24 protein-coding genes are annotated in these 23388 nt (G+C 65.6%); 21 read left to right on the forward strand and 3 right to left on the reverse strand.

The window, feature by feature from the left end:
• Positions 1 to 40 precede the first annotated feature (40 nt).
• Positions 41 to 814 (reverse strand): ParA family protein, encoded by a 774-nt coding sequence (locus tag VCJ09_RS21190; RefSeq protein ID WP_324732009.1) that lies wholly within the window; start codon positions 812 to 814, stop codon positions 41 to 43.
• 239 nt (positions 815 to 1053) lie between these two features.
• Between VCJ09_RS21190 and VCJ09_RS21195 the strand changes: the two genes are divergently transcribed.
• The 21 genes from VCJ09_RS21195 (at position 1054) to VCJ09_RS21295 (ending at position 20447) form a co-directional block, all read left to right on the forward strand.
• On the forward strand, positions 1054 to 1767 hold the full coding sequence (locus VCJ09_RS21195) for a beta-ketoacyl synthase chain length factor (RefSeq protein WP_324732010.1): 714 nt from the start codon (positions 1054 to 1056) through the stop codon (positions 1765 to 1767).
• On the forward strand, positions 1740 to 2570 hold the full coding sequence (locus VCJ09_RS21200) for a lysophospholipid acyltransferase family protein (protein WP_324732011.1): 831 nt from the start codon (positions 1740 to 1742) through the stop codon (positions 2568 to 2570). The genes VCJ09_RS21195 and VCJ09_RS21200 overlap by 28 nt, the downstream gene beginning before the upstream one ends.
• Positions 2530 to 2790 (forward strand): phosphopantetheine-binding protein, encoded by a 261-nt coding sequence (locus VCJ09_RS21205; protein ID WP_324732012.1) that lies wholly within the window; start codon positions 2530 to 2532, stop codon positions 2788 to 2790. The genes VCJ09_RS21200 and VCJ09_RS21205 overlap by 41 nt, the downstream gene beginning before the upstream one ends.
• A gap of 11 nt (positions 2791 to 2801) precedes the next feature.
• Positions 2802 to 3056, forward strand: a complete 255-nt coding sequence (locus VCJ09_RS21210; protein WP_324732013.1) for an acyl carrier protein — start codon at positions 2802 to 2804, stop codon at positions 3054 to 3056.
• Positions 3057 to 3084: 28 nt separating this feature from the next.
• The gene (locus tag VCJ09_RS21215; protein ID WP_324732014.1) at positions 3085 to 3630 is read left to right on the forward strand and encodes a COG4648 family protein; all 546 of its coding nucleotides are present in this window, start codon (positions 3085 to 3087) and stop codon (positions 3628 to 3630) included.
• Positions 3627 to 5285: an AMP-binding protein gene (locus VCJ09_RS21220; protein WP_324732015.1), complete on the forward strand. Its 1659-nt coding sequence runs from the start codon at positions 3627 to 3629 to the stop codon at positions 5283 to 5285. Before VCJ09_RS21215 ends, VCJ09_RS21220 begins: the two co-directional genes overlap by 4 nt.
• 93 nt (positions 5286 to 5378) lie before the next feature.
• Positions 5379 to 6113 (forward strand): glycosyltransferase family 2 protein, encoded by a 735-nt coding sequence (locus VCJ09_RS21225; RefSeq protein WP_324732016.1) that lies wholly within the window; start codon positions 5379 to 5381, stop codon positions 6111 to 6113.
• Positions 6110 to 7054, forward strand: coding sequence for an LpxL/LpxP family acyltransferase (locus VCJ09_RS21230; protein WP_324732017.1), 945 nt, complete (start codon positions 6110 to 6112; stop codon positions 7052 to 7054). The genes VCJ09_RS21225 and VCJ09_RS21230 overlap by 4 nt, the downstream gene beginning before the upstream one ends.
• Positions 7035 to 8576 carry an HAL/PAL/TAL family ammonia-lyase gene (locus tag VCJ09_RS21235; protein ID WP_324732018.1) on the forward strand — a complete coding sequence of 514 codons (1542 nt, stop codon included), beginning with the start codon at positions 7035 to 7037 and terminating at the stop codon, positions 8574 to 8576. Before VCJ09_RS21230 ends, VCJ09_RS21235 begins: the two co-directional genes overlap by 20 nt.
• A 107-nt stretch (positions 8577 to 8683) precedes the next feature.
• Positions 8684 to 9109, forward strand: coding sequence for an acyl-CoA thioesterase (locus VCJ09_RS21240; protein WP_324732019.1), 426 nt, complete (start codon positions 8684 to 8686; stop codon positions 9107 to 9109).
• Positions 9106 to 9729, forward strand: coding sequence for an outer membrane lipoprotein carrier protein LolA (locus VCJ09_RS21245; RefSeq protein ID WP_324732020.1), 624 nt, complete (start codon positions 9106 to 9108; stop codon positions 9727 to 9729). Before VCJ09_RS21240 ends, VCJ09_RS21245 begins: the two co-directional genes overlap by 4 nt.
• A gap of 4 nt (positions 9730 to 9733) precedes the next feature.
• Complete coding sequence (locus VCJ09_RS21250) at positions 9734 to 12085, forward strand: MMPL family transporter (RefSeq protein ID WP_324734709.1); 2352 nt, start codon at positions 9734 to 9736, stop codon at positions 12083 to 12085.
• Positions 12082 to 13326, forward strand: coding sequence for an NAD(P)/FAD-dependent oxidoreductase (locus tag VCJ09_RS21255; protein WP_324732021.1), 1245 nt, complete (start codon positions 12082 to 12084; stop codon positions 13324 to 13326). Before VCJ09_RS21250 ends, VCJ09_RS21255 begins: the two co-directional genes overlap by 4 nt.
• Before the next feature lie 11 nt (positions 13327 to 13337).
• Positions 13338 to 14066: a class I SAM-dependent methyltransferase gene (locus VCJ09_RS21260; protein ID WP_324732022.1), complete on the forward strand. Its 729-nt coding sequence runs from the start codon at positions 13338 to 13340 to the stop codon at positions 14064 to 14066.
• On the forward strand, positions 14063 to 14563 hold the full coding sequence (locus tag VCJ09_RS21265) for a hypothetical protein (protein WP_324732023.1): 501 nt from the start codon (positions 14063 to 14065) through the stop codon (positions 14561 to 14563). The genes VCJ09_RS21260 and VCJ09_RS21265 overlap by 4 nt, the downstream gene beginning before the upstream one ends.
• Positions 14563 to 15777 carry a beta-ketoacyl-[acyl-carrier-protein] synthase family protein gene (locus tag VCJ09_RS21270; RefSeq protein WP_324732024.1) on the forward strand — a complete coding sequence of 405 codons (1215 nt, stop codon included), beginning with the start codon at positions 14563 to 14565 and terminating at the stop codon, positions 15775 to 15777. Before VCJ09_RS21265 ends, VCJ09_RS21270 begins: the two co-directional genes overlap by 1 nt.
• Positions 15774 to 16238: an ApeP family dehydratase gene (locus VCJ09_RS21275; protein WP_079203413.1), complete on the forward strand. Its 465-nt coding sequence runs from the start codon at positions 15774 to 15776 to the stop codon at positions 16236 to 16238. Before VCJ09_RS21270 ends, VCJ09_RS21275 begins: the two co-directional genes overlap by 4 nt.
• Positions 16239 to 16610: 372 nt before the next feature.
• Entirely contained in the window at positions 16611 to 17339 is a 729-nt protein-coding gene (fabG, locus tag VCJ09_RS21280; RefSeq protein ID WP_079203414.1) for a 3-oxoacyl-ACP reductase FabG, read from the forward strand.
• Entirely contained in the window at positions 17339 to 18565 is a 1227-nt protein-coding gene (locus VCJ09_RS21285; protein ID WP_324732025.1) for a beta-ketoacyl-ACP synthase, read from the forward strand. Before fabG ends, VCJ09_RS21285 begins: the two co-directional genes overlap by 1 nt.
• A gap of 89 nt (positions 18566 to 18654) precedes the next feature.
• A complete protein-coding gene (locus VCJ09_RS21290) occupies positions 18655 to 19098 on the forward strand; it encodes an excinuclease (RefSeq protein WP_324732026.1) in 444 nt (147 codons plus the stop codon).
• Positions 19099 to 19226: 128 nt separating this feature from the next.
• Positions 19227 to 20447: a serine hydrolase domain-containing protein gene (locus VCJ09_RS21295; protein WP_324732027.1), complete on the forward strand. Its 1221-nt coding sequence runs from the start codon at positions 19227 to 19229 to the stop codon at positions 20445 to 20447.
• A gap of 207 nt (positions 20448 to 20654) precedes the next feature.
• Here VCJ09_RS21295 and hemE read toward each other — a convergent pair whose 3' ends face one another.
• Both hemE and VCJ09_RS21305 read right to left on the reverse strand, forming a co-directional pair.
• Entirely contained in the window at positions 20655 to 21722 is a 1068-nt protein-coding gene (gene hemE / locus VCJ09_RS21300) for a uroporphyrinogen decarboxylase (RefSeq protein WP_079203416.1), read from the reverse strand.
• A 144-nt stretch (positions 21723 to 21866) separates the two neighbouring features.
• Entirely contained in the window at positions 21867 to 23285 is a 1419-nt protein-coding gene (locus tag VCJ09_RS21305; RefSeq protein ID WP_079203417.1) for an FAD-dependent oxidoreductase, read from the reverse strand.
• Positions 23286 to 23388: the final 103 nt, after the last annotated feature.

Genomic DNA, 23388 nt, shown 5'->3' on the forward strand with positions numbered 1-23388 from the left:
CCTGGCGGGGGTTTACCCGCTTGGTCGTGACTCAGCCCGTTCAATCGGCCGCATTGAGCAAGTCGTGCAATTCGACGAACTGCTGGGTCAACTTGTGCCGCGCATCCAGATAGATCAACGGCGTGCAGACCTGGTGCGATTCACGCATGCGCACCGAACTCATCAGATTCACCGGCAACACCGGCAAGCCCTCCGCGATCAGTTCATCGAGCAACTGCTGCGGTAAGGTTGCACGGGGCTGGAACTGGTTGACCACGATGCCCTCGACCTCCAGCCCTTCGTTGTGGTCTTCCTTGAGTTCCTCGATTTCCTGCAACAGGCCGTACAGGGCCTGCCGCGAGAAACTGTCACAGTCGAAGGGGATCAACACCCGATCAGCGGCGATCAACGCGGAAACCGTGTAGAAATTCAACGCAGGCGGTGTATCCAGGTAAATCCGGTCGTAATCCCCGGCCAGCTCATCGAGCAATTTGCGCAGCTTGTTGATCTTGTGTTTCGACTCCAGCTTGGGCTGCAAGTCGGCCAGTTCGGCCGTAGCCGTGACCACGTGCAGGTTGGCAAACGGCGTCTCGTAGATATCGACCCGGCCTTTCTTGGCAAAAGGGCCACTGGTCAGGCTGAGTTTGAAGAACTCGGCGATGCCCATGGGGATCTCATCGCCTGTCAGGCCGGTGAGGTAATGAGTGGAGTTGGCCTGGGAATCCAGATCGACCAATAGCGTGCGGTAGCCCTGCGAGGCACTTACTGCCGCCAGGTTGCAGGCAATGCTGGACTTGCCCACTCCGCCTTTCTGATTGAACACCACACGCCGCATGACAAACCTCCCTGATTTCGTTGGCCTTGGATTCTATGCAAAGCGCAGGACAAGGGCGAGGTCGGCGTCTGAAATCGCCCGCCCATCCATCAGAGGCATTCTGGCAAAGTTTGCGCAGAGGGCCGGCGACCTAGATAATGCGCTACTTCGCCATGGCAGCGCCGACAACTCAACCTGTCGCGCGCGACAGCCGCAGTTGACTAAGGACGCCCACAAGGGCCGGGAAAACGCTTGATGTGATGCATTTCAGGATCGAGCAATGGCGTGCCTGGCCCCCCGGCCTGGAGAGCATTGATGACTGGCGCACCTGGTGCAAGGCACCTGTGCGCCTGGCTGACGGCCAGCAGCAACCGGATGTCAGCTTCCTCCCGGCCATGCAACGCCGACGCCTCAGCCGCCTGGCGCGGATGCTGTTCCAGGTTGCCTGGCCGCTGGCTGACGCTTACCCGGCCTTGCCCCTGATCTTCGCCTCGCGCCACGGCGAAACACCGCGCACCCTGGCCATCCTCAGCGACCTGGCGCGCGACGAGCCCCTGTCGCCGACCCAGTTCAGCCTTTCGGTGCACAACGCCATCATCGGTCAATGGTCGATCCTGCGTGGCGACACCAGCGAGATGACCGCCGTGGCCGCTGCCGGCGATGGCCTCGAGCACGCCATGCTGGAAGCCAGCATGCTACTCGGCGAGGGCGCTCCGGCAGTGCTGCTGGTCATCGCCGAGGAAACACCGCCTGCGCTGTATGCGCCCTATGTCGACGACGTGCCTTTCCCCTACGCGGTGGCCTTGCTGCTCACCCCTGGCGACGACTGGCGCCTGCAACTGTGCAGCGGTGCCGGCCAAAAGGCCGCTTGGCCACACCCCATCAGCCTGCTGCGTGCGCTCTGCAGCGGACAGCCGACCCTCGTGCATCACTGGAACAACCGTCAATGGACCTGGTCACACAACAAGGCCTGAGCCCATACAGCGCGCCCCTCTGGTGGCGCCTGATCGCCACGGCGCTGAGCTTTGCCCTGTTCGGCATAGGCGGCGTGCTCCTGCGCGTATTGGTCTTTCCCGTATTGGCCCTGCTGCCGGGCGACGCCCAGACGCACCGCTACCGCGCCCGCCGCGTGATCAGCTGGGTGTTCAGGGCTTTCATCCAGTTCATGTTCCGCAGCGGGGTGCTGACCTACGAGGTGCAAGGCGCCGAACGCCTGGGCCGGCCGGGCCAGTTGGTACTCGCCAACCACCCATCGCTGATCGACGTGGTGGCGCTGATCGCCTTCATTCGCGATGCCAACTGCGTGGTCAAGCAGAGCCTGTGGGACAACCCCTGCATGCGCGGGCCGATTCGCGCCGCCCAGTACATCAGCAACAGCGGCAGCATGGACATGCTCGACGAGGCGGCCGCCGCCCTGCGCAGCGGCCAGACCCTGGTGATCTTCCCCGAAGGCACGCGCACCACACCGGGGCAGCCGCCCGAATTCCATAGAGGCGCGGCCGCCATCGCGCTACGCGGTGCGCGCGTCGTCACCCCGGTGACGATCAGCGTGACCCCCACCACGCTGACCAAGGCCGAGCCCTGGTACCGTATTCCGGCGCGGCGTTTCCATATTCGCCTGCGCGTGGGCGAAGATATCGACCCGCAACTGTTCAGCGCGCAGGGCGCGGCGCCCATCGCCTCGCGTAAACTCAACGAATTCTTGCACCACCACTTCATTAAGGAGCTCGCCGTAGATGAGCGATTTACAGCTGGAAATCAAGCATCTGATCATTGAGGCCCTTGGCCTGGAAGACATGGTGGCCGCAGACATCGCCGCCGATCTGCCGCTGTTCGGCGAAGGGCTGGGACTGGACTCGGTGGACGCCCTGGAGCTGGGCCTGGCGATCCAGAAGCGCTTCGGCATCAAGATCGACGCCGAAGCCAAGGACACCCGTAAGCACTTTGCCAACGTGGCCAGCCTGACGGCCTTCGTTGCAGCACGGCAAACGGCCTGAGGATGCAGCACATGCAAACCCGTGATGAAATCTTCGCCACCCTGCGCACCGCCATGGTCGAACTGTTCGAGCTGGATGCCGAGCGCGTGACCCTGACAGCCAACCTCTACCAGGACCTGGAAATCGACAGCATCGATGCCGTCGACCTGATCGATCACATCAAACGCCAGACCGGCAAGAAAATCGCCGCCGAGGAGTTCAAGTCGGTGCGCAGCGTGAGCGATGTGGTCGAAGCCGTGTACCGCCTGGTCAACCCGGACAGCTGATGGGCGGACCGTTAATGAAGAATCGCGCATGAGTCGCCTGCTCGGCCTGCTGTTGGTCGTGGCCGGCCTGGCCTATCCGTTTGCCGTGTATTTCGGCATGGAATACCTGTCGCCCCGCGTCTTCGCCGCCCTGCTGGGCGGGCTCTGGCTGGCACGCCTGCTGCTTGGCAAGCAAGGCGCTGGCGGACGCTGGATGGCCGCCGCGGTGTTGGCGTTCTGCCTGCTGCTGGGCCTGGCCGGCGAGCCGGCGCTGCTGCGCTGGTACCCGGTGTTGATCAACCTGCTGCTGCTCGGCCTGTTTGCCCTCAGCCTGAAAGTCGGCCCACCCTTGGTGGAACGCCTGGCGCGCCTGCGCGAGCCGGAACTGCCCGAGGTGGCGGTGCATTACACCCGCCAGGTGACCAAGGTCTGGGCGCTGTTCTTTCTCGGCAACGGCCTGATCACCGCCGCCCTGACCCTGTGGGCGCCGTTGTCCTGGTGGACCCTCTACACCGGACTGATTTCCTACGGCCTGATCGGCCTGCTGTTCGCCGGCGAATGGCTGGTGCGCCAGCGCGTAAGGCGCCTGGCATGAACTGGATCGGTCTTGATTGCTTGCTGCTGAACCCCGACCCCAGCCGCCAGGTTACCCCCGACCTCGACCACGCCGAGCTGTGCCAGCGTGCGCGGCGCCTGGGTGGTCAGCTGCGGGGGCAGAACGTGCAGCGCGTCGCGCTCTACCTGGAAGACGCCGCCGACCTGGCGATCGCCCTGCTTGGCGCCTGGCTGGCCGGCGTCCATGTACTGCTGCCCGCCGACGCCCAGCCGCAGACGCGCCTGCAGCTGGCGAGCCGGATCGACCTGTGGCTCGATGCCCTCGATCCCGCAGGCGCCGCCGAGCCCTTGCAGGCTTGCGCCCTGGACCTCGACCAGTGCCGACTGACCCTGTGCACCTCCGGCTCCAGCGGCGAGACCAAGCTGATCGACAAGAGCCTGCGCCAACTGAGCAACGAAGTCGCAGCGCTGGAACAGCTGTGGGGCGCGGCCCTGGGCGACGCGGTGATCGTCGCCAGCGTGGCCGCCCAGCACATCTACGGCCTGTTGTTCCGCGTGCTCTGGCCTCTGTGTGCCGGCCGCGCCTTCCTGCGCCGCGCGCAACCGTTTCCCGAGGACATGCAACGCACCAGCCTGGAACAACCCAAGTTCGCCTGGGTCGCCAGTCCGGCCTTGCTGAAGCGCATGGGCGACAACCTCGACTGGACCGCCCTGCAGCCGTTGCGCCAGGTGTTCTCCTCCGGCGGCGCCCTGCCAGTCGAGGCCGCGCAGCTGTTGCACACCCAGCTCGGCCAGTGGCCAACGGAAATCTACGGCAGCTCGGAAACCGGCGGCATCGCCTGGCGCCAAGGCGATACGCCCTGGCAGCCGTTCGCCGGCATCGAGCTGGACGTCAACGCCGAGGGTGCGTTGAGGCTGACCTCGCCGTACCTGCCGGCCGGCCACTGCGAGCAGACCGCCGATGCCGTCGAGCTCCAGGCCGACGGCCGCTTCGTCCTGCGCGGACGCCTGGACCGCATCGTCAAACTGGAAGAAAAACGTATCTCCCTGCCCAAGCTGGAACAGGCCCTGATGGCGCATGCCTGGGTCGGCGATGCCCGCCTCGGGGTGATTCAGCAGGGCCGCGCCTTCCTCGGCGCCCTGCTGGCCTTGAGCCCGGCCGGCGTGCATGCGCTGCGCAACCAAGGCCGGCGCAGCGTCACCGACACCCTGCGCCAGCATCTGGCCGGGCACTGCGAAGCCATCGCCCTGCCGCGACGCTGGCGCCTACTCAGCCAGTTGCCCTACAGCAGCCAGGGCAAGCTGGCCCAGGCCACGGTCGAGGCCGTGCTCGCCGCGCCACGCCCGACCCAGATCGAGCCGCTGAGCGCCGTGGAGCGCGACGGCGAATGGCAGCTTGAACTGGAGGTGCCGCTGGATCTGGCCCACTTTAGCGGCCACTTTCCGCAGACCCCGGTGCTGCCGGGCGTGGTGCAGATCGACTGGGCGCAACAGCTGGCGCGGCAACTGATCGAGCAACTGCCACCGCGCTTCGTCGGCATGGAGGTGTTGAAATTCCAGCAACTGGTGCGTCCCGGCGATCCCCTGCAACTGTCGCTGCGCTTCGACGCCACCCGCGGCAAGCTCTACTTCACCTTCCGCAACGGCGACAAGGCCTGCTCGTCTGGGCGAATCTTGCTGGGGCCGGCGCAATGAGATGCTCCTCTAGGTTGGCGTTGAGCGTAGCGATACCCAGCCAAACCACCATGGGTATCGCGACGCTCAACCCATCCTACGTAGGGAAATCCCATGCATAAGCCCTGCGCGGTGATCCCGGTATACAACCACGAACACGCCCTGCCTGCGGTTGTGCAGGCATTGCGTGACGCCGGGCTGCCCTGTGTGCTGGTCGACGACGCCTCCAGCCCGGCCTGCGCCGCGACCATCGATCGCCTGGCCACGCAGGCAGACGTCTACGTGCTACGCCTGCCCGTCAACCAGGGCAAGGGCGGCGCAGTGATGGCCGGCCTGCGTGAAGCTGCGCGACTGGGCTGCAGCCACGCCCTGCAGGTGGACGCCGACGGCCAGCACGACCTGAGCGGACTGGCGATCTTCCTCGCCGCCTCGCAGGCCGAGCCGCAGACCTTGATCTGTGGCTACCCGCAATACGACGCCAGCGTGCCGAAAGGCCGCCTCTACGCGCGCTACCTGACCCATGTCTGGGTGTGGATCAACTGCCTGTCGCTGAGCATTCGCGACTCGATGTGCGGCTTTCGCATCTACCCGTTGCCCGCCACCCTGGCGCTGCTCGACGCAGTGGCCATCGGCCGGCGCATGGACTTCGACACCGAGATCCTGGTGCGCCTGTGCTGGCGCGACCAGCCAATGCGCTGGCTGCCGGTGCGCGTAAACTACCCGACCGATGGCCTCTCGCACTTTCGCCTGTGGCACGACAACGCACTGATCTCGATGATGCACGCCAAACTGTTCTGCGGCATGTTGCTACGCGCCCCGCAGTTGCTCTGGCGCCGGTGGCGTGCATGAGTGCGCGGCCAAATAGCCAGCACTGGGCCGCGCAGCAAGAGCGCGGGAGCTTCCTGCTGATGAAGTTCATCGCCCTGGCCGTACGCCTGCTCGGTCGCCGCGCGCTCAGCCCGCTGCTCTATGCGATCGTCCTGTACTTCTTCCTGCTCGGCGGCAAGGCCCGGCGGAGCATCTGGCACTACCAGCACAACCTGGCCAACTGGAGCGGGCGCAGCGAACTGCAGCCCAGCCGCCTATCGGTATTCCGTCAATTCATGGCCTTCGCCGACTCCCTGCTGGACAAACTGGACGTGTGGAACGACAAGCTGAGCCTGCAGGACATCGACCTGGTTGACCGCCATAACCTGCACGGCCACATGCAGGACGCGCGCGGCCAGATGCTGGTCGGCGCCCACCTGGGCAACCTGGAAGTCTGCCGCGCGCTGGCCGAATTGAACAATAAAGTGCGCATGAACGTGCTGGTGCACACCAAGCATGCAGAGCAGTTCAATCGTCTGCTCGGTGAAGCCGGGGCCAGCAACCTACGGCTGATTCAGGTCAGCGAACTGGACCCGGCGATCATGCTGCAACTGTCCGAGCGCCTGGAGCGCGGCGAGTGGCTGGCCATTGCCGGCGACCGCGTGCCGCTGCATGGCGCCCGCAGCGTCACGGTGGATTTTCTCGGCCAGAGCGCCGCCTTCCCCCAGGGCCCCTGGTTGCTGGCCGGCTTGCTGCGCTGCCCACTCAACCTGATGAGTTGCCTGAAGATCGACGGCCGCTACCAGGTGCTGCTCGAACCCCTCGCCGACCGCGTGCAATGGAAGCGCGGCGAACGCGACGCAGTGATCCGCACCTGGGTACAACGCTACGCGCAGCGCCTCGGCCAACTCTGCCTGGATGCCCCGCAACAATGGTTCAACTTCTACCCGTTCTGGAAGCAAGATGACGACATACCTGGCTGAACCCGTGGTGTTCGGCGAACAACCGCTGAGTATCGAGAACATCAACGTCCTGTCCCAGCGCCATGCCCAGGCGTTGTTGCAAGACGATGCCGCCTACCGCGAGATGATCGCCAAGGGCCCGCGCTTCCTCGACACCCTGCTGGACAAGGAAGGCGTGATCTACGGCGTCACCACCGGCTACGGCGATTCCTGCGTGGTGGCCGTGCCGCTACACCAGGTCGAGGCGCTGCCGCGCCACCTCTACACCTTCCACGGCTGCGGCCTCGGCCAATTGCTCGACGAAGCGAGTACCCGCGCGGTCCTGGCCGCACGCTTGCAGTCGCTGTGCCAGGGCGTATCCGGGGTACGCGTGGAGCTGCTGGAACGCCTGCGCGCCTTTCTCGAGCATGACGTGCTGCCGCTGATCCCCGAGGAGGGCTCGGTCGGCGCCAGCGGCGACCTGACCCCGCTGTCCTACGTGGCCGCCACCCTCAGCGGCGAGCGCGAGGTGCTGTATCGCGGCCAGCGCCGCAGCGCCGCCGAGGTGCATGCCGAACTGGGCTGGACGCCGCTGACCCTGCGCCCGAAAGAAGCGCTGGCACTGATGAATGGCACGGCGGTGATGACCGCCCTGGCGTGCCTGGCATTTTCCCGCGCCGAGTACCTGCTCAAGCTGGCCACGCGCATCACCGCGCTCAACGTGGTGGCGCTGGAAGGCAACCCGGAGCACTTCGACGAGCGCCTGTTCGCCGCCAAACCACACCCAGGTCAGATGCAAGTCGCGGCCTGGCTGCGTCACGACCTCGCCATCGACGCGCCGACCGCGCCGCTGCACCGCCTGCAGGACCGCTACTCGTTGCGCTGCGCACCGCATGTACTCGGCGTCATGGCCGATAGCCTGGGCCTGCTGCGGCAGTTCATCGAAACCGAACTGAACAGTGCCAACGACAACCCGCTGATCGACGCCGAAGCCGAACGCGTGCTCCACGGCGGACACTTCTATGGCGGCCATATCGCCTTTGCCATGGACAGCCTGAAGAACCTGGTCGGCAACGTCGCCGACCTGCTCGACCGCCAGCTCGCCCTGCTGGTCGACTCGCGCTACAACCACGGCCTGCCGAGCAACCTGTCCGGCGCGCCGGCGGTCACCGCGATGATCAACCACGGCTTCAAGGCCGTGCAGATCGGCGCCAGCGCCTGGACCGCCGAAGCGCTGAAGAACACCATGCCGGCCAGCGTGTTCTCGCGCTCCACCGAATGCCACAACCAGGACAAGGTAAGCATGGGCACCATCGCCGCGCGCGACGCCCTGCGCAGCCTGGAGCTGACCGAACAGGTCGCCGCCGCCACCCTGCTGGCGGCCAACCAGGGCGTGTGGCTGCGCCTGCGCGACGGCAAGAGCGACATCCCCGCCCCCGTGGCAGCCATGCGCGAGCAACTGGCCGCCGACTTCCCGCCGGTGATCGAAGACCGCGCCCTGGAAGGCGAACTGCGCCTGTGCCTGCAACGCATCCGCAGCCAGCACTGGAGGTTGTATGGGTAAGCATCGAATATCTCGTAGGAGCGGGCCATGCCCGCGAAACGGGCTCCGCGAATGCTTCGCGGGCATGGCCCACTCCTACGGGTTTTCTACGCATCTGGAGCATGGCCATGCGTAAGACCGGGATTTTGCAGGCCGAGATCGAGATGCTCGTGCCCTTCTTCGACGTCGATTCGATGGAGGTGGTCTGGCACGGCCACTACGTCAAGTATTTCGAAGTGGCGCGCTGCGCGCTGCTCGACAAACTCGGCCACAACTACACGCAAATGCTCGCGGCGGGCTATGCCTGGCCGATCATCGACTTGCAGGTGCGCTATATCCGCGGCGCCCGCTTCGGCCAGAAGATCATCGTGCGCGCCGACCTGATCGAGTGGGAGAACCGTCTGAAGCTCCACTACCTGATCGCGGATGCCGAGACCGGCGAACGCATGACCCGCGGCAGCAGCGTCCAGGTCGCGGTGGACATCGCCAGCCGCGAGATGCAGCTGGCCTCGCCCAGGGTCTTGGTCGCCGCCGTGGAGCAAGCCCTCGCATGAGGCGCTGGTCACAATCCGCAAGGCGGGCCATCTGGGTCAGCGCCGCCGCCATCGCGCTGTTCGGCGCCAGCCTGGCACAGGCCTTCGACCTCGATCAACTCAGCGCCCAACTGGCCAAACCGGCGGTGGTGCGCGGCCCGTTCATCCAGGAAAAACACCTGCGTGCCCTGCCGCAACCGCTGACCAGCCGTGGCCAATTCGTCCTGTCCAGCGAGCACGGCCTGCTCTGGCAACTGCGCAGCCCGCTGCAGCAGGACTACCGCATCGACGACCGCGGGATCGCCCGACGCACCGCACAAGGCTGGCAGCAACAATCCGCACAGGACGTGGCCGCGCAGCAGAGCCGGCTGTTCCTCGCCGTGCTCAAGGGCGACCATGCCGGCCTGGCCGACGACTTCGAGCTGCAGTTGAGTGGCACAGCCGAGGTCTGGCAGCTCAGCCTGACCCCGCGCTCGCGGCTGCTGCAGCAGATTTTCAAGGTCATCCATATCCAGGGCGGCGCTCTGGTCGAACGCATCGAGTTGGCGGAAACCCAGGGTGACAGCACCCTGCTGCGCCTGCCGCAGAGCCAGGCCGGCAGCGCGCTGAGCGAAGCGGAGCGCCAAGCCTTTGGCCCTTGAGCGCCTGGCGACGCAGCGGTTCCTGCCGCGCCTGTTCCTGGCCCTGCTGCTCGCGTTACTCGCCCTGAGCGCCTGGCAGTGGCGCGCCGGCCCACCGGTGCAGGCGAGCATGCTCGCCCTGCTGCCGCAAGGCGCGGGCGACGAATTGGTCCTGCAGGCCGAACAGCGCATGCAGGAACCCCTCAATCGCGAGCTGCTGATTCTGGTTGGCCATGCCGAGCGCGAGCAGGCCATCGCCCTGGTGCAGCGCGTCGGCCGGCAATGGGCTGAATCGGCACGCTTCGAGCAGGTGCAGTGGAACCTGCAGGCCGATCTCGCCCTCCTGCGCCAGCAGTTGCGCGCCAGCCGCCTGGCCCTGCTTCCGCAAGCAGATCGGCAGCTGCTGATCGAACAACCCGATAGTTTTATCCAGCAACGCGCCGCCCAGCTGTTCGACACCTTCGCCGGTTTCAACCTGCTACCCATCGAGCAGGACTGGCTGGGCCTGGGCGCCCGCGCGCAACAGGCGCTCAACCCGCACCAGCGGATCCAGACCGACCTCGGCAGCGGCGCCCTGCTGGTCGAAGACCAGGGCCTGACCTGGGCGCTGCTGCGCGCGCGCATCCAGGGCGACTCATTCGACCTGCAGGCACCCCCCGCGATCGCCGCGCAAGTGGCCGACGCGCGTACGCTGGTGACCGCCGCGGGCGGGCAACTGCTCGCCGCCAGCGGTTTGCTCTATGCCGCCGCCGGCCAGGCCAAGGCGACCCGTGAAATCACCTGGATCGGTGGCGCCGCGGCCCTCGGCATCCTCCTGCTGTTGCTGCTCAGCTACCGCCGCGTGCGCGTGCTGGTCAGCCTGCTGCCCATCGGCGTGGCGCTGCTGGCCGGCTGCGCCGCCTGCGTGCTGGTGTTCGGCCAGATCAATGCACTGACCCTGGTGCTCGGCGCCAGCCTGATCGGCGTGGCCGCCGACTACCCGCAACATTATCTGAGTAAAAGCTGGAGCAGCTTGCGCGATCGGGGCAGCTGGCACAGCTGGCAGGTCTTGGCTGTCACCCTGCCCGGCCTCAGCCTGAGCCTGGGCACCAACCTGATCGGCTACCTGGCGCTGGCCTTCACCCCGTTCCCGGTGCTGACCCAGATCGCCGTGTTCTCCGCCGCCGGGCTGATCGCCGCCTACCTCTGTGCGGTGTGCCTGCTGCCGGCCTGGCTCGACGGCCTGCAACTGCAGCCAGCGCCTGGACTACTGCGCTTTAGCGAAAAGTTGCTCAGCGCGCGCGCGCGCCTGCTCGCCCGCACCGGCAACTGGAAACTGCTGGCATTGCTCATGCTGTTCTGCGCCGCCGGCCTGCTCCAACTGCAGACGCAGAACGATCTGCGCCAGTGGCTGGGCGCAGAACCGCAACTGCTCGACGAAGCCCAGCGGATCGCCGAGCTGACCGGGCAACAGCCCACCAGCCAGTTCTTTCTGGTGCGCGCCGCCGATGAGCAACAGTTACTCCAGCGCCAGGCGGCCCTAAGCGAACAGCTGGAGCGTGCCGTGACCGACGGCAAGCTGCTCGGTTACCGCGCCCTCAGTCAACTGGTCGCCCCGACCACCCAGTTGCAACCACTGCGCGAGGCGCTGCAAGGCTTGCCGCAACACTGGCAGCCGCTGCTGGCGGCCGGCATTCCCGAGGCGGTCCTGAACGCGGAACTCGCGCAACTGCTGAACCGCGACCAGCCGCACTTGGAACAAGCCCTCGCCGGCCCGCTCGGCGAAGCCTGGCGGCCGCTCTGGCTCGGCCACAGTGCCGGCGGCGTGGCCGGTCTGGTGAGCCTGCAAGGCCTGAACGATACGGCGGTGCTGCACAGCATCGGCACAGGGCTCGACGGCGTGCAACTGGTGGACCGCCTCGGCGAACTGAACAACCTATTCAGTGCCACGCAACTGAGCGCGGCGCAGCTCAAACTGCTGTCCTGTGCGGCGATTGTGCTGTTGCTGTGCCTGCCGTTCGGTTTCGGCGGCGCCCTGCAGATCGTCTGCCTACCCTTGCTGGCCGCCCTGGCGGCACTGGCCTGCCTCGGTTGGCTGGGCCAACCGCTGACCCTATTCAGCCTGTTCGGCCTGTTGTTGATCAGCGCCATCGGCGTCGACTACGCGATCCTGATGCGCGAAAACATCGGCGGCCAGGCGGTGAGCCTGCTCGGCACCCTGCTCGCGGCCCTGACCAGCTGGCTGTCCTTCGGCCTGCTGCTGCTCAGCCAGACCCCGGCCATCGCCAACTTCGGCCTGGCCATCAGCCTCGGCCTGTTCTTCTGCTTCCTGCTGTCCCCTTGGGCCACTCCCACTCGCAACACCACCGCCGATCACGAGACCCACAGCCCCTTATGAAGTCACTTGAAGTCGAACAACGCCAGATCGTGGTCATCGGCGCCGGTCCCTCTGGCGCCATCGCCAGCGCCCTGCTCAAGCGCAACGGCCATGACGTGCTGGTGCTGGAGCGCCAACGCTTCCCGCGCTTCTCGATCGGCGAGAGCCTGCTGTCGCACTGCCTGGACTTCCTCGAGGAGGCCGGGATGCTCGAGGCGGTGCAGGCGGCCGGGTTCCAGACCAAGCATGGCGCGGCCTTCGCCTGGGGCGAGCGCTACAGCGACTTCGACTTCCGTGACGGCTTCACCCCAGGCAAGAGCTCGACTTATCAGGTGCAGCGCGCCGATTTCGACAAGCTGCTGGCCGATCAGGCCGAGCTGCAGGGCGTGGAGATCCGTTACGAGGAAGAAATAGTCGCCGCCGACTTCAGCGGCGCCTGCCCGCGTCTGTCGGTACGGCGACTGGCCGACGGCCACGAATACCAGGTGGAATGCGCCTTCGTCCTCGACGGCAGCGGTTACGGTCGCGTGCTGCCGCGCCTGCTCGAGCTCGACATCCCCTCGAATTTCCCGGTGCGCCAGGCGCTGTTCACCCACGTCGAGGATCGCAGTGCCGACAGCGGCTTCGACCGCGAGAAGATCCTCATCACCACCCATCCCGACATGCAGGATGTGTGGTTCTGGACCATTCCCTTCAGCAACGGCCGCTGCTCGGTCGGGGTGGTCGCCGATGTCAGCCGCTATGCCGGCCGACCTGACGATCTGGATGCCTGCCTCAAGCAATTCGTCGCACAAACCCCCAGCCTCAACCGCGTACTGGTCAACGCCGTATGGGACACCCCGACCCGGGCCATCGGCGGTTACTCGGCCAACGTCAAACGCCTGCACGGACCGGGCTTCGCCCTGCTTGGCAACGCCGCGGAATTCCTCGACCCGGTGTTCTCCTCCGGGGTGACCATCGCCATGCGCTCGGCGAGCATGGCCGCCAGCGTGCTGCACCGGCAGTTGAGCGGCGAGCCGGTGGACTGGGAAGCAGACTTTGCCGTCCCGCTCAAGCGCGGCATCGATACCTTCCGGGTCTACGTCGAGGGCTGGTACGACGGCTCCTTCCAGGACGTGATTTATTTCCCGCACGCCTCGGTGGAGATTCGCCGAATGATCAGTTCGATCCTCGCCGGCTATGCCTGGGACGAGAAAAACCCCTATGTCGCCGAGCCCAAACGGCGCCTGCGCGTACTGGCCGAACTCTGTGCCACCCACTGATAAGGACATCGATGAACAACCCTGCCAGTAGCTACGTTGAAGAAACCAGATTCGGTTTCTGGTTCCTGCAGAGCCGTGTCTGGGAGCAGCACGTACTGCGCGTGGCGGTCGCTGACCTCAAGCGCCTGATCGACGCGCCACTGCCCAGCGCCGCAGTGCTGCTGGATGCCGGCTGCGGCCAGGGCAAATCGTTCCGCCTGCTGCAGCAGGCGTTCGCCCCCGCGCAGCTGATCGGCCTGGATGCCGACTCGCACAGCCTCGCGTGCTCGGCCCGAGAAGCCGAGCGTCAGGGCCTGTCGGTGCGTCTGCTCGCCAGTGACTGCGCGGCGATCCAGTTGGACGATGCCAGCGTCGATATGCTCTTTTGCCACCAGACCTTTCACCACCTGGTCGAGCAGCAACAAGCCCTCGGCGAATTCTGGCGCGTACTCAAGCCAGGCGGCCTGCTGCTGTTCGCCGAGTCGACCAAGTTCTATATCGATACCTGGGTGATCCGCTGGCTGTTCCGCCATCCGATGCAGGTGCAAAAAAGCGCCGAGCAATACCTCGCCATGCTGCGCGACCAGGGCTTTGAGTTTGCCGCGCGCAACGTCTCTTACCCCTACCTGTGGTGGAGCCGCGCCAAGGACTTCGGTCTGCTCGAACGCTGGGGCCTGCGCCAACCCAAACCGCCCGGCCAGCGTGACGAAACCCTGGTCAACCTGGCGGCACGCAAGCCGCTGGAGCAAGCCCGGCCATGAGGCGTCTAGTGCTACTCGGGATCGGCCTGCTGCTGACAGCCTGCGCGGCCCGCACGCCGCTGCCGTTGAGCCCGCCAATCCTCGCCACGCCATTGCCTGCGACCCTGCAAATCCAGCGCGAGCAGGCCGGCGAACAGCAGTTCTGGTGGCTGGTGATGCAAGCCGAGGGGCCAGCCCTGCGCTGGTCGCTGTTCGATCCGCTCGGCGTGCCCCTGGCGCGCCAACTGTGGCAAGACGGCGCTTGGCGGGCCGACGGCCTGCTCCCGCCAAATGGCGAAGCACTCGAACTGTTCGCCGCCCTGCTGTTCGCCCTGACCCCGACCGATGCCTTGGCCACCAGCTATACGCCCGCGACCTGGCAATTGCTGGCCGGTGGTCAGCGCCGGCTTACCCCCCATTGGCGAATCAGCTACCGTGCGCCCCTGGACTTCACCCTGAACCAGGCGCACGACCTGAGTTACCGGGTCCACGTGCTCTCCAACCAGGAGATTCCCTGATGCCCGGCTACCTCAACGCCCTCGGCCTGATCTGCGCCCTCGGCCAGGACAAACAGGCTGTCGCCGATGCCTTGTTCGCCGGCGACAGCGGCGGCATGCGCGCGCAGGACGGCTGGGTCAGCGGCCGCAGCCTGACGGTCGGCGCGGTGCATGCCGAATTACCGCCGATGCCGAGCGGCATGCAGGCCTCGTTCAGCCGCAACAATCAGTTGCTGCTGGCCGCCGCACTGCAGATCGAGCCGCAGATTCGCGCCGCCATCGCCGAGTACGGTGGCGCACGCGTCGGCGTGGTGCTCGGCACCAGCACCTCGGGCATTCACGAAGCCAGCCAGGGCATTGCCCGCTTCCTCCACGACGGCGCGCTGCCGGCGGACTATAGCTATGCCCAACAGGAAATCGCCGCCCCGGCCAGCTTTCTCGCCGAGTGGCTCGGCCTGAGCGGCCCGGCCTACTGCCTGTCCACCGCCTGCACCTCCAGCGCCCGCGCCCTGCTCAGCGCCCAGCGCCTGCTGCAGCAGGGCATGTGCGACGCGGTGTTATGCGGCGGAGTGGACAGCCTGTGTCGCCTGACCCTGAACGGTTTCACTGCGCTGGAAGCGGTGTCTGCCGAACGCTGCAATCCGTTCTCGCTGAATCGCCAGGGCATCAATATTGGCGAAGCGGCGGCGTTGTTTGTCATGACCCGAACGCCGCTGACCCACGGCGAGGCTGCAGCGGCAGAAGCGCCGATCGCCCTGCTCGGCGGTGGCGCCAGCTCGGATGCTTACCACATCTCCGCGCCCGAACCCCAGGGCCTTGGCGCCCAGCAGGCGATGCGCAAGGCCCTGGCCGCCGCAGGCGTAGCCGCCGAGGAGATCGACTACCTGAACCTGCACGGCACCGCCACCCAGCACAACGATGCGATGGAAAGCCTGGCGGTACAGGCCGTGTTTCCCCAAGGCGTACCCTGTTCCTCGACCAAGCCGCTAAGCGGCCACACCCTGGGCGCCGCTGGAGCGCTGGAGGCGGCGTTCTGTTGGCTGACCCTGAGCGCCTACAACCGCGATCAGCGCCTGCCGCCCCATCTGTGGGACGGCCAGAGCGATCCGCAACTGCCGCGCCTGCAGCTGGTCGACGCGCGTGCCGCGGTCGCCAGGCGCCCGCAGCGGCTGATGAGCAACTCGTTCGCCTTTGGCGGCAGCAACCTGTCGCTGATTCTCGGAGCCATGCCATGAGCCTGTGGCCCATCGCCGAATTACTGCCGCATGCCGGCGACATGATCCTGATCGACGAAGTGCTGCACTTCGCCGAAGACGATGTCGAAACCCGCCTGACCGTGCGCCCCGGCGGCCTGTTCAATCAAGCCGACGGCAGCCTGCCGGCCTGGGTCGGGATCGAGCTGATGGCGCAAAGCGTGGCCGCCTACGCCGGCTGCCAGGCGCGCCAGGCCGGCGTGCCGGTGGCGCTGGGCTTCCTCCTCGGCACGCGCAATTTCCAATGCAACGTCGAGCGCTTCCCCGCCGGCAGCGAACTGCATATCCAGGCCCAGCGCTCGCTGCAGGACGACAATGGCATGGGCGTGTTCGCCTGCCACCTGCGCGGCCCCGGCATCCATGCCGAAGCGCGCCTCAACGTCTTCTGCCCGCCGCAGGTGGCCAGCTACCTGCAAGAACAACCCGAGGAAGCCACGCCATGACGGGCCCGATTCTGCTCAGCGGCCCCAGCCGTGGTCAAAGCGCCCGCGCCAGCGTGGCAAGTCGCCCGGCGCATTTACGAGAGATCGCACATGACTGATCCGATTCTGCTCGCCGGCTCCAGCCGCGGTCATAGCGCCCGCGCCAGCGTGGCAAGTTGCCCGACGCATTTACGGGAGATCGCACATGACTGATCCGATTCTGCTCACCGGCTCCAGCCGCGGTCATAGCGCCCGCGCCAGCGTGGCAAGTCGCCGAGCGCATTTTCGAGAGACTGCACATGACTGACCCAATTCTGCTCACCGGCTCCAGCCGTGGTCATAGCGCCCGCGCCAGCGTGGCACGTCGCCGCGCGTATTTTCGAGAGACTGCACATGACTGATCCGATTCTGGTCACTGGTTCCAGCCGCGGCATCGGCCGCGCCATCGCCCTGCGCCTGGCCCAGGCCGGCTTCGACATCGTCCTGCACTGCCGCGCCCGGCGTGACGAGGCCGAGGCGGTACAAGCGCAGATCCAGGCACTCGGCCGCCAGGCGCGCATTCTGCAGTTCGATGTCGCCGAGCGCGCCGCCTGCCGAGAAGTACTCGAAGCCGATGTGGAAAAACATGGCGCCTACTATGGCGTGGTGTGCAACGCCGGCCTGACCCGCGACGGCGCCTTTCCGGCGTTGAGCGAAGACGACTGGGATCAGGTGCTGCGCACCAATCTCGACGGTTTCTATAACGTCCTGCATCCGCTTACCATGCCGATGATCCGCCGGCGCCAGCCGGGCCGCATCGTCTGCATCACCTCGGTATCCGGGCTGATCGGCAACCGTGGCCAGGTCAATTACAGCGCGTCCAAGGCCGGGGTCATAGGTGCGGCCAAGGCCCTGGCCATCGAACTGGGCAAACGCAGGATCACGGTCAACTGCGTGGCGCCGGGCTTGATCGACACCGAGATGCTCGACGAAAACCTGCCGCTGGAGGACATCCTCAAGATGATCCCCGCCGCACGCATGGGCACCCCGGCAGAAGTGGCCGGGGCGGTGAATTTTCTGATGTCCGAGGAGGCGGCCTACATTACCCGCCAGGTCCTCTCGGTAAACGGTGGGTTGTGTTGATGAAACGAGTCGTAGTCACCGGCATGGCCGGCATCACCTCGCTGGGCAGCGACTGGGCAAGCATCGAGGCGAATTTGCGGGCCGGCAAGAGCGGCATCCGCTACATGCACGAGTGGGATCGTTTCACTGAACTGAACACCCGCCTCGGCGGGCCAGTCGATGACTTTGCGGTGCCCAAATACTGGACCCGCAAGCAGCTGCGCAGCATGGGCCGGGTGGCCAAACTGGCAGTCCGGGCCGCCGAACGGGCGCTGGACGATGCCGGCCTGCTCGGCGACGAGTCGATCAAGGATGGGCGCATGGGCGTGGCCTGCGGCTCCTCCACCGGCAGCACCGAGGAGATCAAGGCCTTTGGCAACATGCTGCTCAACTCGGTGGCCGACGGCCTCAACGCCAACTCCTATGTGCGCATGATGCCGCACACCACGGCGGCCAATATCAGCATCTTCTTCGGTCTCAAGGGCCGCCTGATCCCGACTTCCAGCGCCTGCACCAGTGGCAGCCAGGGTATCGGCTACGCCTATGAGGCGATCAAGTTCGGCCGCTTGCCGCTGATGCTCGCCGGCGGCGCGGAGGAGCTCTGCCCGACCGAAGCCATGGTGTTCGACGCGCTCTACGCCACCAGCCTGAAGAACGACACCCCACACTGCTCGCCGCGCCCCTACGACAGCGCTCGCGACGGTCTGGTGATCGGCGAAGGCGCCGGCATGCTGGTACTGGAAGAACTGCAGCACGCCCTGGCGCGTGGTGCCCACATCCACGCCGAGATCGTCGGCTTCGGTAGCAATGCCGACGGCCAGCACGCCACCAAACCGGAGCTGGTGACCATGCGTGGCGCCATGCAACTGGCCCTGGCAGACGCCAACCTGGAGCCTGCGGCGATCGGCTACGTCAATGGTCATGGTACCGCCACCGAGCAGGGCGACATCGCCGAGTCCCTGGCCACCAGTAGCCTGTTCGGCGCACAGATGCCGATCAGCTCGCAGAAGAGCTTCCTCGGTCACACCCTCGGCGCCTGTGGTGCACTGGAATCCTGGTTCAGCATCGAGATGATGAACCGCGACAGCTACGTACCCACCCTCAACCTCGACGATATCGACCCGGCCTGCGGCGAACTGGACTACCTGCGCGGCGAGTTCCGCCAGATGAGCAACCAATACGTGATGAACAACAACTTCGCCTTCGGCGGGGTCAACACCTCGCTGATCTTCCGCCGCTGGCGCTGAGCGCTGGCCGGATTAGCCGGCCCCGGCAGTTAACCTTTTGCACACCCTACCCGCAGTTCCCAGTAAAGCCTCATAACAAGGAGCAACCCATGAACGCCAAACCCTGGATCCTCGCCGTAGCCTGCCTGAGTCTGTTCCCAGCCGTGAGCCAGGCCCGGGACACCGCCCACTTCCTGCCGTTCGAAGCCGTCGTCCAGGAAGCGCTGAATGCCGGGCGCCTGGATGGCAGCGTGAAGTTCTACCTGGCCGGCACCAAGCCAGCGGGCAAGGTCAGCATTCTCAAGTCTGGGATCACCACCAGCCAGAAGACCAACGCCTTCAACAAGAGCGACGAAGCCGCCTGCCGCTGGGTCCTGCAATCGGCCTTGATCCGCCTGCAGAATGCCGCCAAGGCGGCCGGCGCCAATGCCGTGGTGGATCTCGCCAGTAATTACAAGAACATCGAATACAAGGACAGCCAGAAGTACGAATGCCACGCTGGCGCGCTCATGGCCGGGGTCGCCCTCAAGGGCAACCTGGTCAAGGTCGAGTAGCAGCGCCCAGCCCTGCCTCCCCTTCGGCGCCCAGCGCGGCAATCACGCGGCGCCGCATCGAGGTAACACCGCCGCACTCTGCGCAGCGGCCGATCACCGCGCCCGATATAAGGCCTTGTAGTCCCGTGTTGAGTATTTATCCATCCGCCACAACCCTCGGCGCTATCCTGCTCGCGCTTGGTCTGAGCGCCTGCGGCACCCTCTCGCAACAGCAGATCGATCCACCCGAGCGCATTCACCATGAAGTCGCCAATCCCCGCGACCTGCGCGCCCAGGTGGATGCCCTGGCCCAGCCGCTGATCGACGGCAAGCGTACGCCCGGCATCGTGGTCGGGGTGCTGAGCGCCGATGGCCGCAAGCAGGTGTTCGGCTACGGCGTTAGCGACTCGCTACACGGCGCCACTCCGGACGGCACCACCCTGTTCGCCGTGGGCTCGCTGAGCAAGGGCTTCGTCGGCAACCTCGCTGCCATGCTGGTAGAGGATGGCCTGCTCAGCTGGGATGACGACCTCGAACACCTGCTGCCCGCCGGCACGCCGCTGAGCGAGGACGCCCGGCCGATCACCCTGCTGCAACTGGCCACCCACACCGCCGGCCTGCCGCGCCAGCCGATGACCCCGCGGACGCTGAGCTACTTCATCGAATATCTGTTCACTGGCAACAGCTTCTACCGGCATTTCGACCAAGCGTATCTGCTCGACTACCTGGCCGATTTCGGCAAGCCCAGGCAGGTCGCGCCGCAGTATTCGAATATCGGTTACGCCCTGCTGGCCCACGTGCTGGAGCTGCGCAGTGGCAAGAGCATCGATGAGTTGACCGCCGAGCGTATCCTCGGTCCGCTACAGCTGAGCAACACCAGCTACCAGCCGCAGCAACTGGCCGGCTATGCCGAGCGCGCTCGCGGGCATGCCGGCGACCAGCCGAAGTTCATCCGCCGAGGCCGCCCGGTTCCCGACTGGCAGTTCAGCAACATCCTGCACAGTACCGCGGCGCTCTACTCCACCGCCGACGACCTGCTCGACTATGCCGCCGCGCACCTGCACGGCAGCGGCGATGTGCACCGCGACGCGGCCTTGCGCGACAGTCTGCGGGTGCGCCTCGAGCGGCCCAGGGAAGCGCCGGCGATCGCCTGGATAGTCGATGACATCCACGACCAGCAGATCACCTATCAGGTCGGCCTGGTGGCGGGCTATTCGAGCTACCTGGGCCTGGATACCCGCAACAAGACCGCCGTGGTGGTGCTGCAGAACAGCTTCAACTGGAGCAACAGCATCGGCCACCGCCTGCTGCTGCGCATGGCCAATAGCCTGGACCAACAGCAAAGCCTGGCGACCGCACCAAGGCCCTGAGCGGCTATGCAAGACCCGGATTGTATTCCTGTGGGAGGCCCGACCTCGGGGCGAGCTGTTAACCCGTGCTCGCCAGGCGATAGCCGGGCAGCCCTGCGGGCTGCATTCGCCGCGGGGGCGCGCCTCCTACAGTGTTGTTACGCGGCCTCTTTGTAGCCCGGATGCAAGCCAGGAGCGCTTTACCAGGCGCCTGGCTGCTCTGTCGCTTTAGCGGTGATAGGCCGCCGACAGTTCATGCACCGCCTCGAGGAAAGCGCCGGCATGGGCCGGGTCGACCTCCGGGGTGATGCCGTGGCCGAGGTTGAACACATGACCCGAGCCCTGACCATAGCTGGCGAGGATGCGGGCCACTTCGGCGCGAATGGCCGCGGGCTGGGCGTAAAGCACGGTCGGGTCCATATTGCCTTGCAGGGCAACCTGGCCACCGACACGGCGCCGCGCCTCACCGATGTCACAGCTCCAGTCCAAGCCGAGGGCATCGGCGCCAGTCGCCGCCATGGACTCCAGCCACATGCCGCCGTTCTTGGTGAACAGGATCACTGGCACCTTGCGCCCGTCATGCTCGCGGATCAGGCCATCGACAATCTTCTGCATATAGACCAGGGAGAACTCCTGATAGGCCGCCGACGACAGGTTGCCGCCCCAGGTGTCGAATATCTGTACCGCCTGGGCACCGGCAAGGATCTGCCCGTTGAGGTAGCCGATGACCGACTGTGTCAGCTTGTCGAGCAGCGCGTGCATGGCCTGCGGGTTGTCATAGAGCATCGCCTTGGACTTGCGGAAGTCCTTCGAGGAACTGCCTTCGACCATATAGGTAGCCAGGGTCCAGGGGCTGCCGGAGAAGCCGATCAGCGGCACGCGGCCGTTCAGCTCGCGGCGGATGGTGCGCACGGCGTCCATCACGTAGCCGAGGTCTTTTTCCGGGTCGGGAATCGGCAGGGCCTCGACATCAGCGGCAGTGCTGATCACTTTCTTGAAGCGCGGGCCTTCGCCAGTCTCGAAGTACAGGCCCTGGCCCATGGCATGGGGGATGGTCAGGATATCGGAGAACAGAATCGCCGCGTCCAGTTGCGGGTAGCGATCCAGCGGCTGCAGGGTGACTTCACAGGCGAACTCGGGGTTCATCATCAGCTTCATAAAGTCACCCGCCTTGGCCCGGCTGGCGCGGTACTCCGGCAGATAACGGCCGGCCTGACGCATCATCCACACCGGAGTGACGTCGACGGGCTGCTTGAGCAGGGCACGCAGGAAACGGTCGTTCTTCAGGGCGGTCATGGCAATTCCTGAGCAATAAGTCGTCGGCATAAAAGTGCGGGTATTTTCGCAGACCACCAAACAAAAGGCACGGCGGGTGCCGTGCCTTTTGTTCATTGCGACGATTTGCCACTACTTCACGCTAAGCGTAGCGAGCGCAGCAGCTTAGACGCCGAGGTAGTCCAAGATGCCTTCGGCGGCGTTACGCCCCTCGAAGATCGCCGTCACCACCAGATCGGAACCGCGCACCATGTCGCCACCGGCGAAGATCTTCGGGTTGCTGGTCTGGTGTTTGAACTGCGACTGTTCCGGGGCAATCACGCGGCCCTGACTGTCGGTCGCAATGGTGAACTGCTCGAACCAGGGCGCGGGGCTTGGCCGGAAGCCGAAGGCGATCAGCACGGCGTCGGCCGGGATGATTTCCTCGGAACCGGGAATCGGCTCGGGGCTGCGGCGACCACGGGCATCCGGCTCGCCGAGACGGGTCTCGACCACCTTGACGCCTTCGACCCGGTCCTCGCCAACGATGGCGATCGGCTGGCGGTTGAAGAGGAATTTAACCCCCTCTTCCTTGGCGTTCTTCACTTCCTTGCGCGAGCCCGGCATGTTTTCTTCGTCACGACGATAGGCGCAGGTGACGTTCCTGGCACCCTGGCGGATCGCGGTGCGGTTGCAGTCCATGGCGGTGTCGCCGCCACCGAGCACGACGATGCGCTTGCCCTTGGTGTCGATGAAGTCTTGCGTATTCTTCTCGAAGCCGAGGTTACGGTTGACGTTGGCAATCAGGAAATCCAGGGCGTCGTACACGCCAGGCAGATCCTCGCCGGGGAAGCCGCCCTTCATGTAGGTGTAGGTGCCCATGCCCATGAACACGGCATCGTATTCCGCGAGCAGGGCCTCCATGGTCACGTCCTTACCGATCTCGGTGTTGAGCCGGAACTCGATGCCCATGCCAGTAAAGACTTCGCGGCGATGGCTCAGCACGGTCTTTTCCAGCTTGAACTCGGGGATGCCGAAGGTCAGCAAGCCGCCGATTTCCGGGTTCTTGTCGAACACCACCGGGGTCACACCGTTGCGCGCCAATACATCGGCGCAGCCCAGGCCCGCCGGACCGGCACCGATCACGGCGACGCGCTTGCCGGTCGGCACCACCCCCGACATGTCTGGACGCCAGCCCATGGCAAATGCCGTATCGGTGATGTATTTTTCCACCGAACCGATGGTCACCGCGCCAAAACCGTCGTTGAGGGTGCAAGCACCCTCGCACAGGCGATCCTGCGGGCACACGCGGCCGCAGACTTCCGGCAAGGTGTTGGTCTGGTGCGACAACTCGGCGGCGGCGAGGATGTTGCCCTCGGACACCAGTTTCAGCCAATTGGGAATGTAGTTGTGCACCGGGCACTTCCACTCGCAATAGGGGTTGCCGCAACCCAGGCAACGGTGCGCCTGCTCGCAGGCCTGAGCCGGCTTGAAGTTGTCGTAGATCTCGACAAATTCTTTCTTGCGCTGACGCAACAGCTTCTTCTTCGGGTCATTGCGCCCGACATCGATGAACTGGAAGTCGTTATTCAGACGTTCAGTCATAGCAAACCTCTTTACAGCAGCTGCAAGCTACAGGTTGCAAGCTGCAAGACTCATCACGTTAGCTGCACGCCCCGCGCTACGCATAGCGTCAGGCGTGCAGCTT

The organism is Pseudomonas paeninsulae (genome assembly GCF_035621475.1).
GTDB lineage: Bacteria > Pseudomonadota > Gammaproteobacteria > Pseudomonadales > Pseudomonadaceae > Aquipseudomonas > Aquipseudomonas paeninsulae.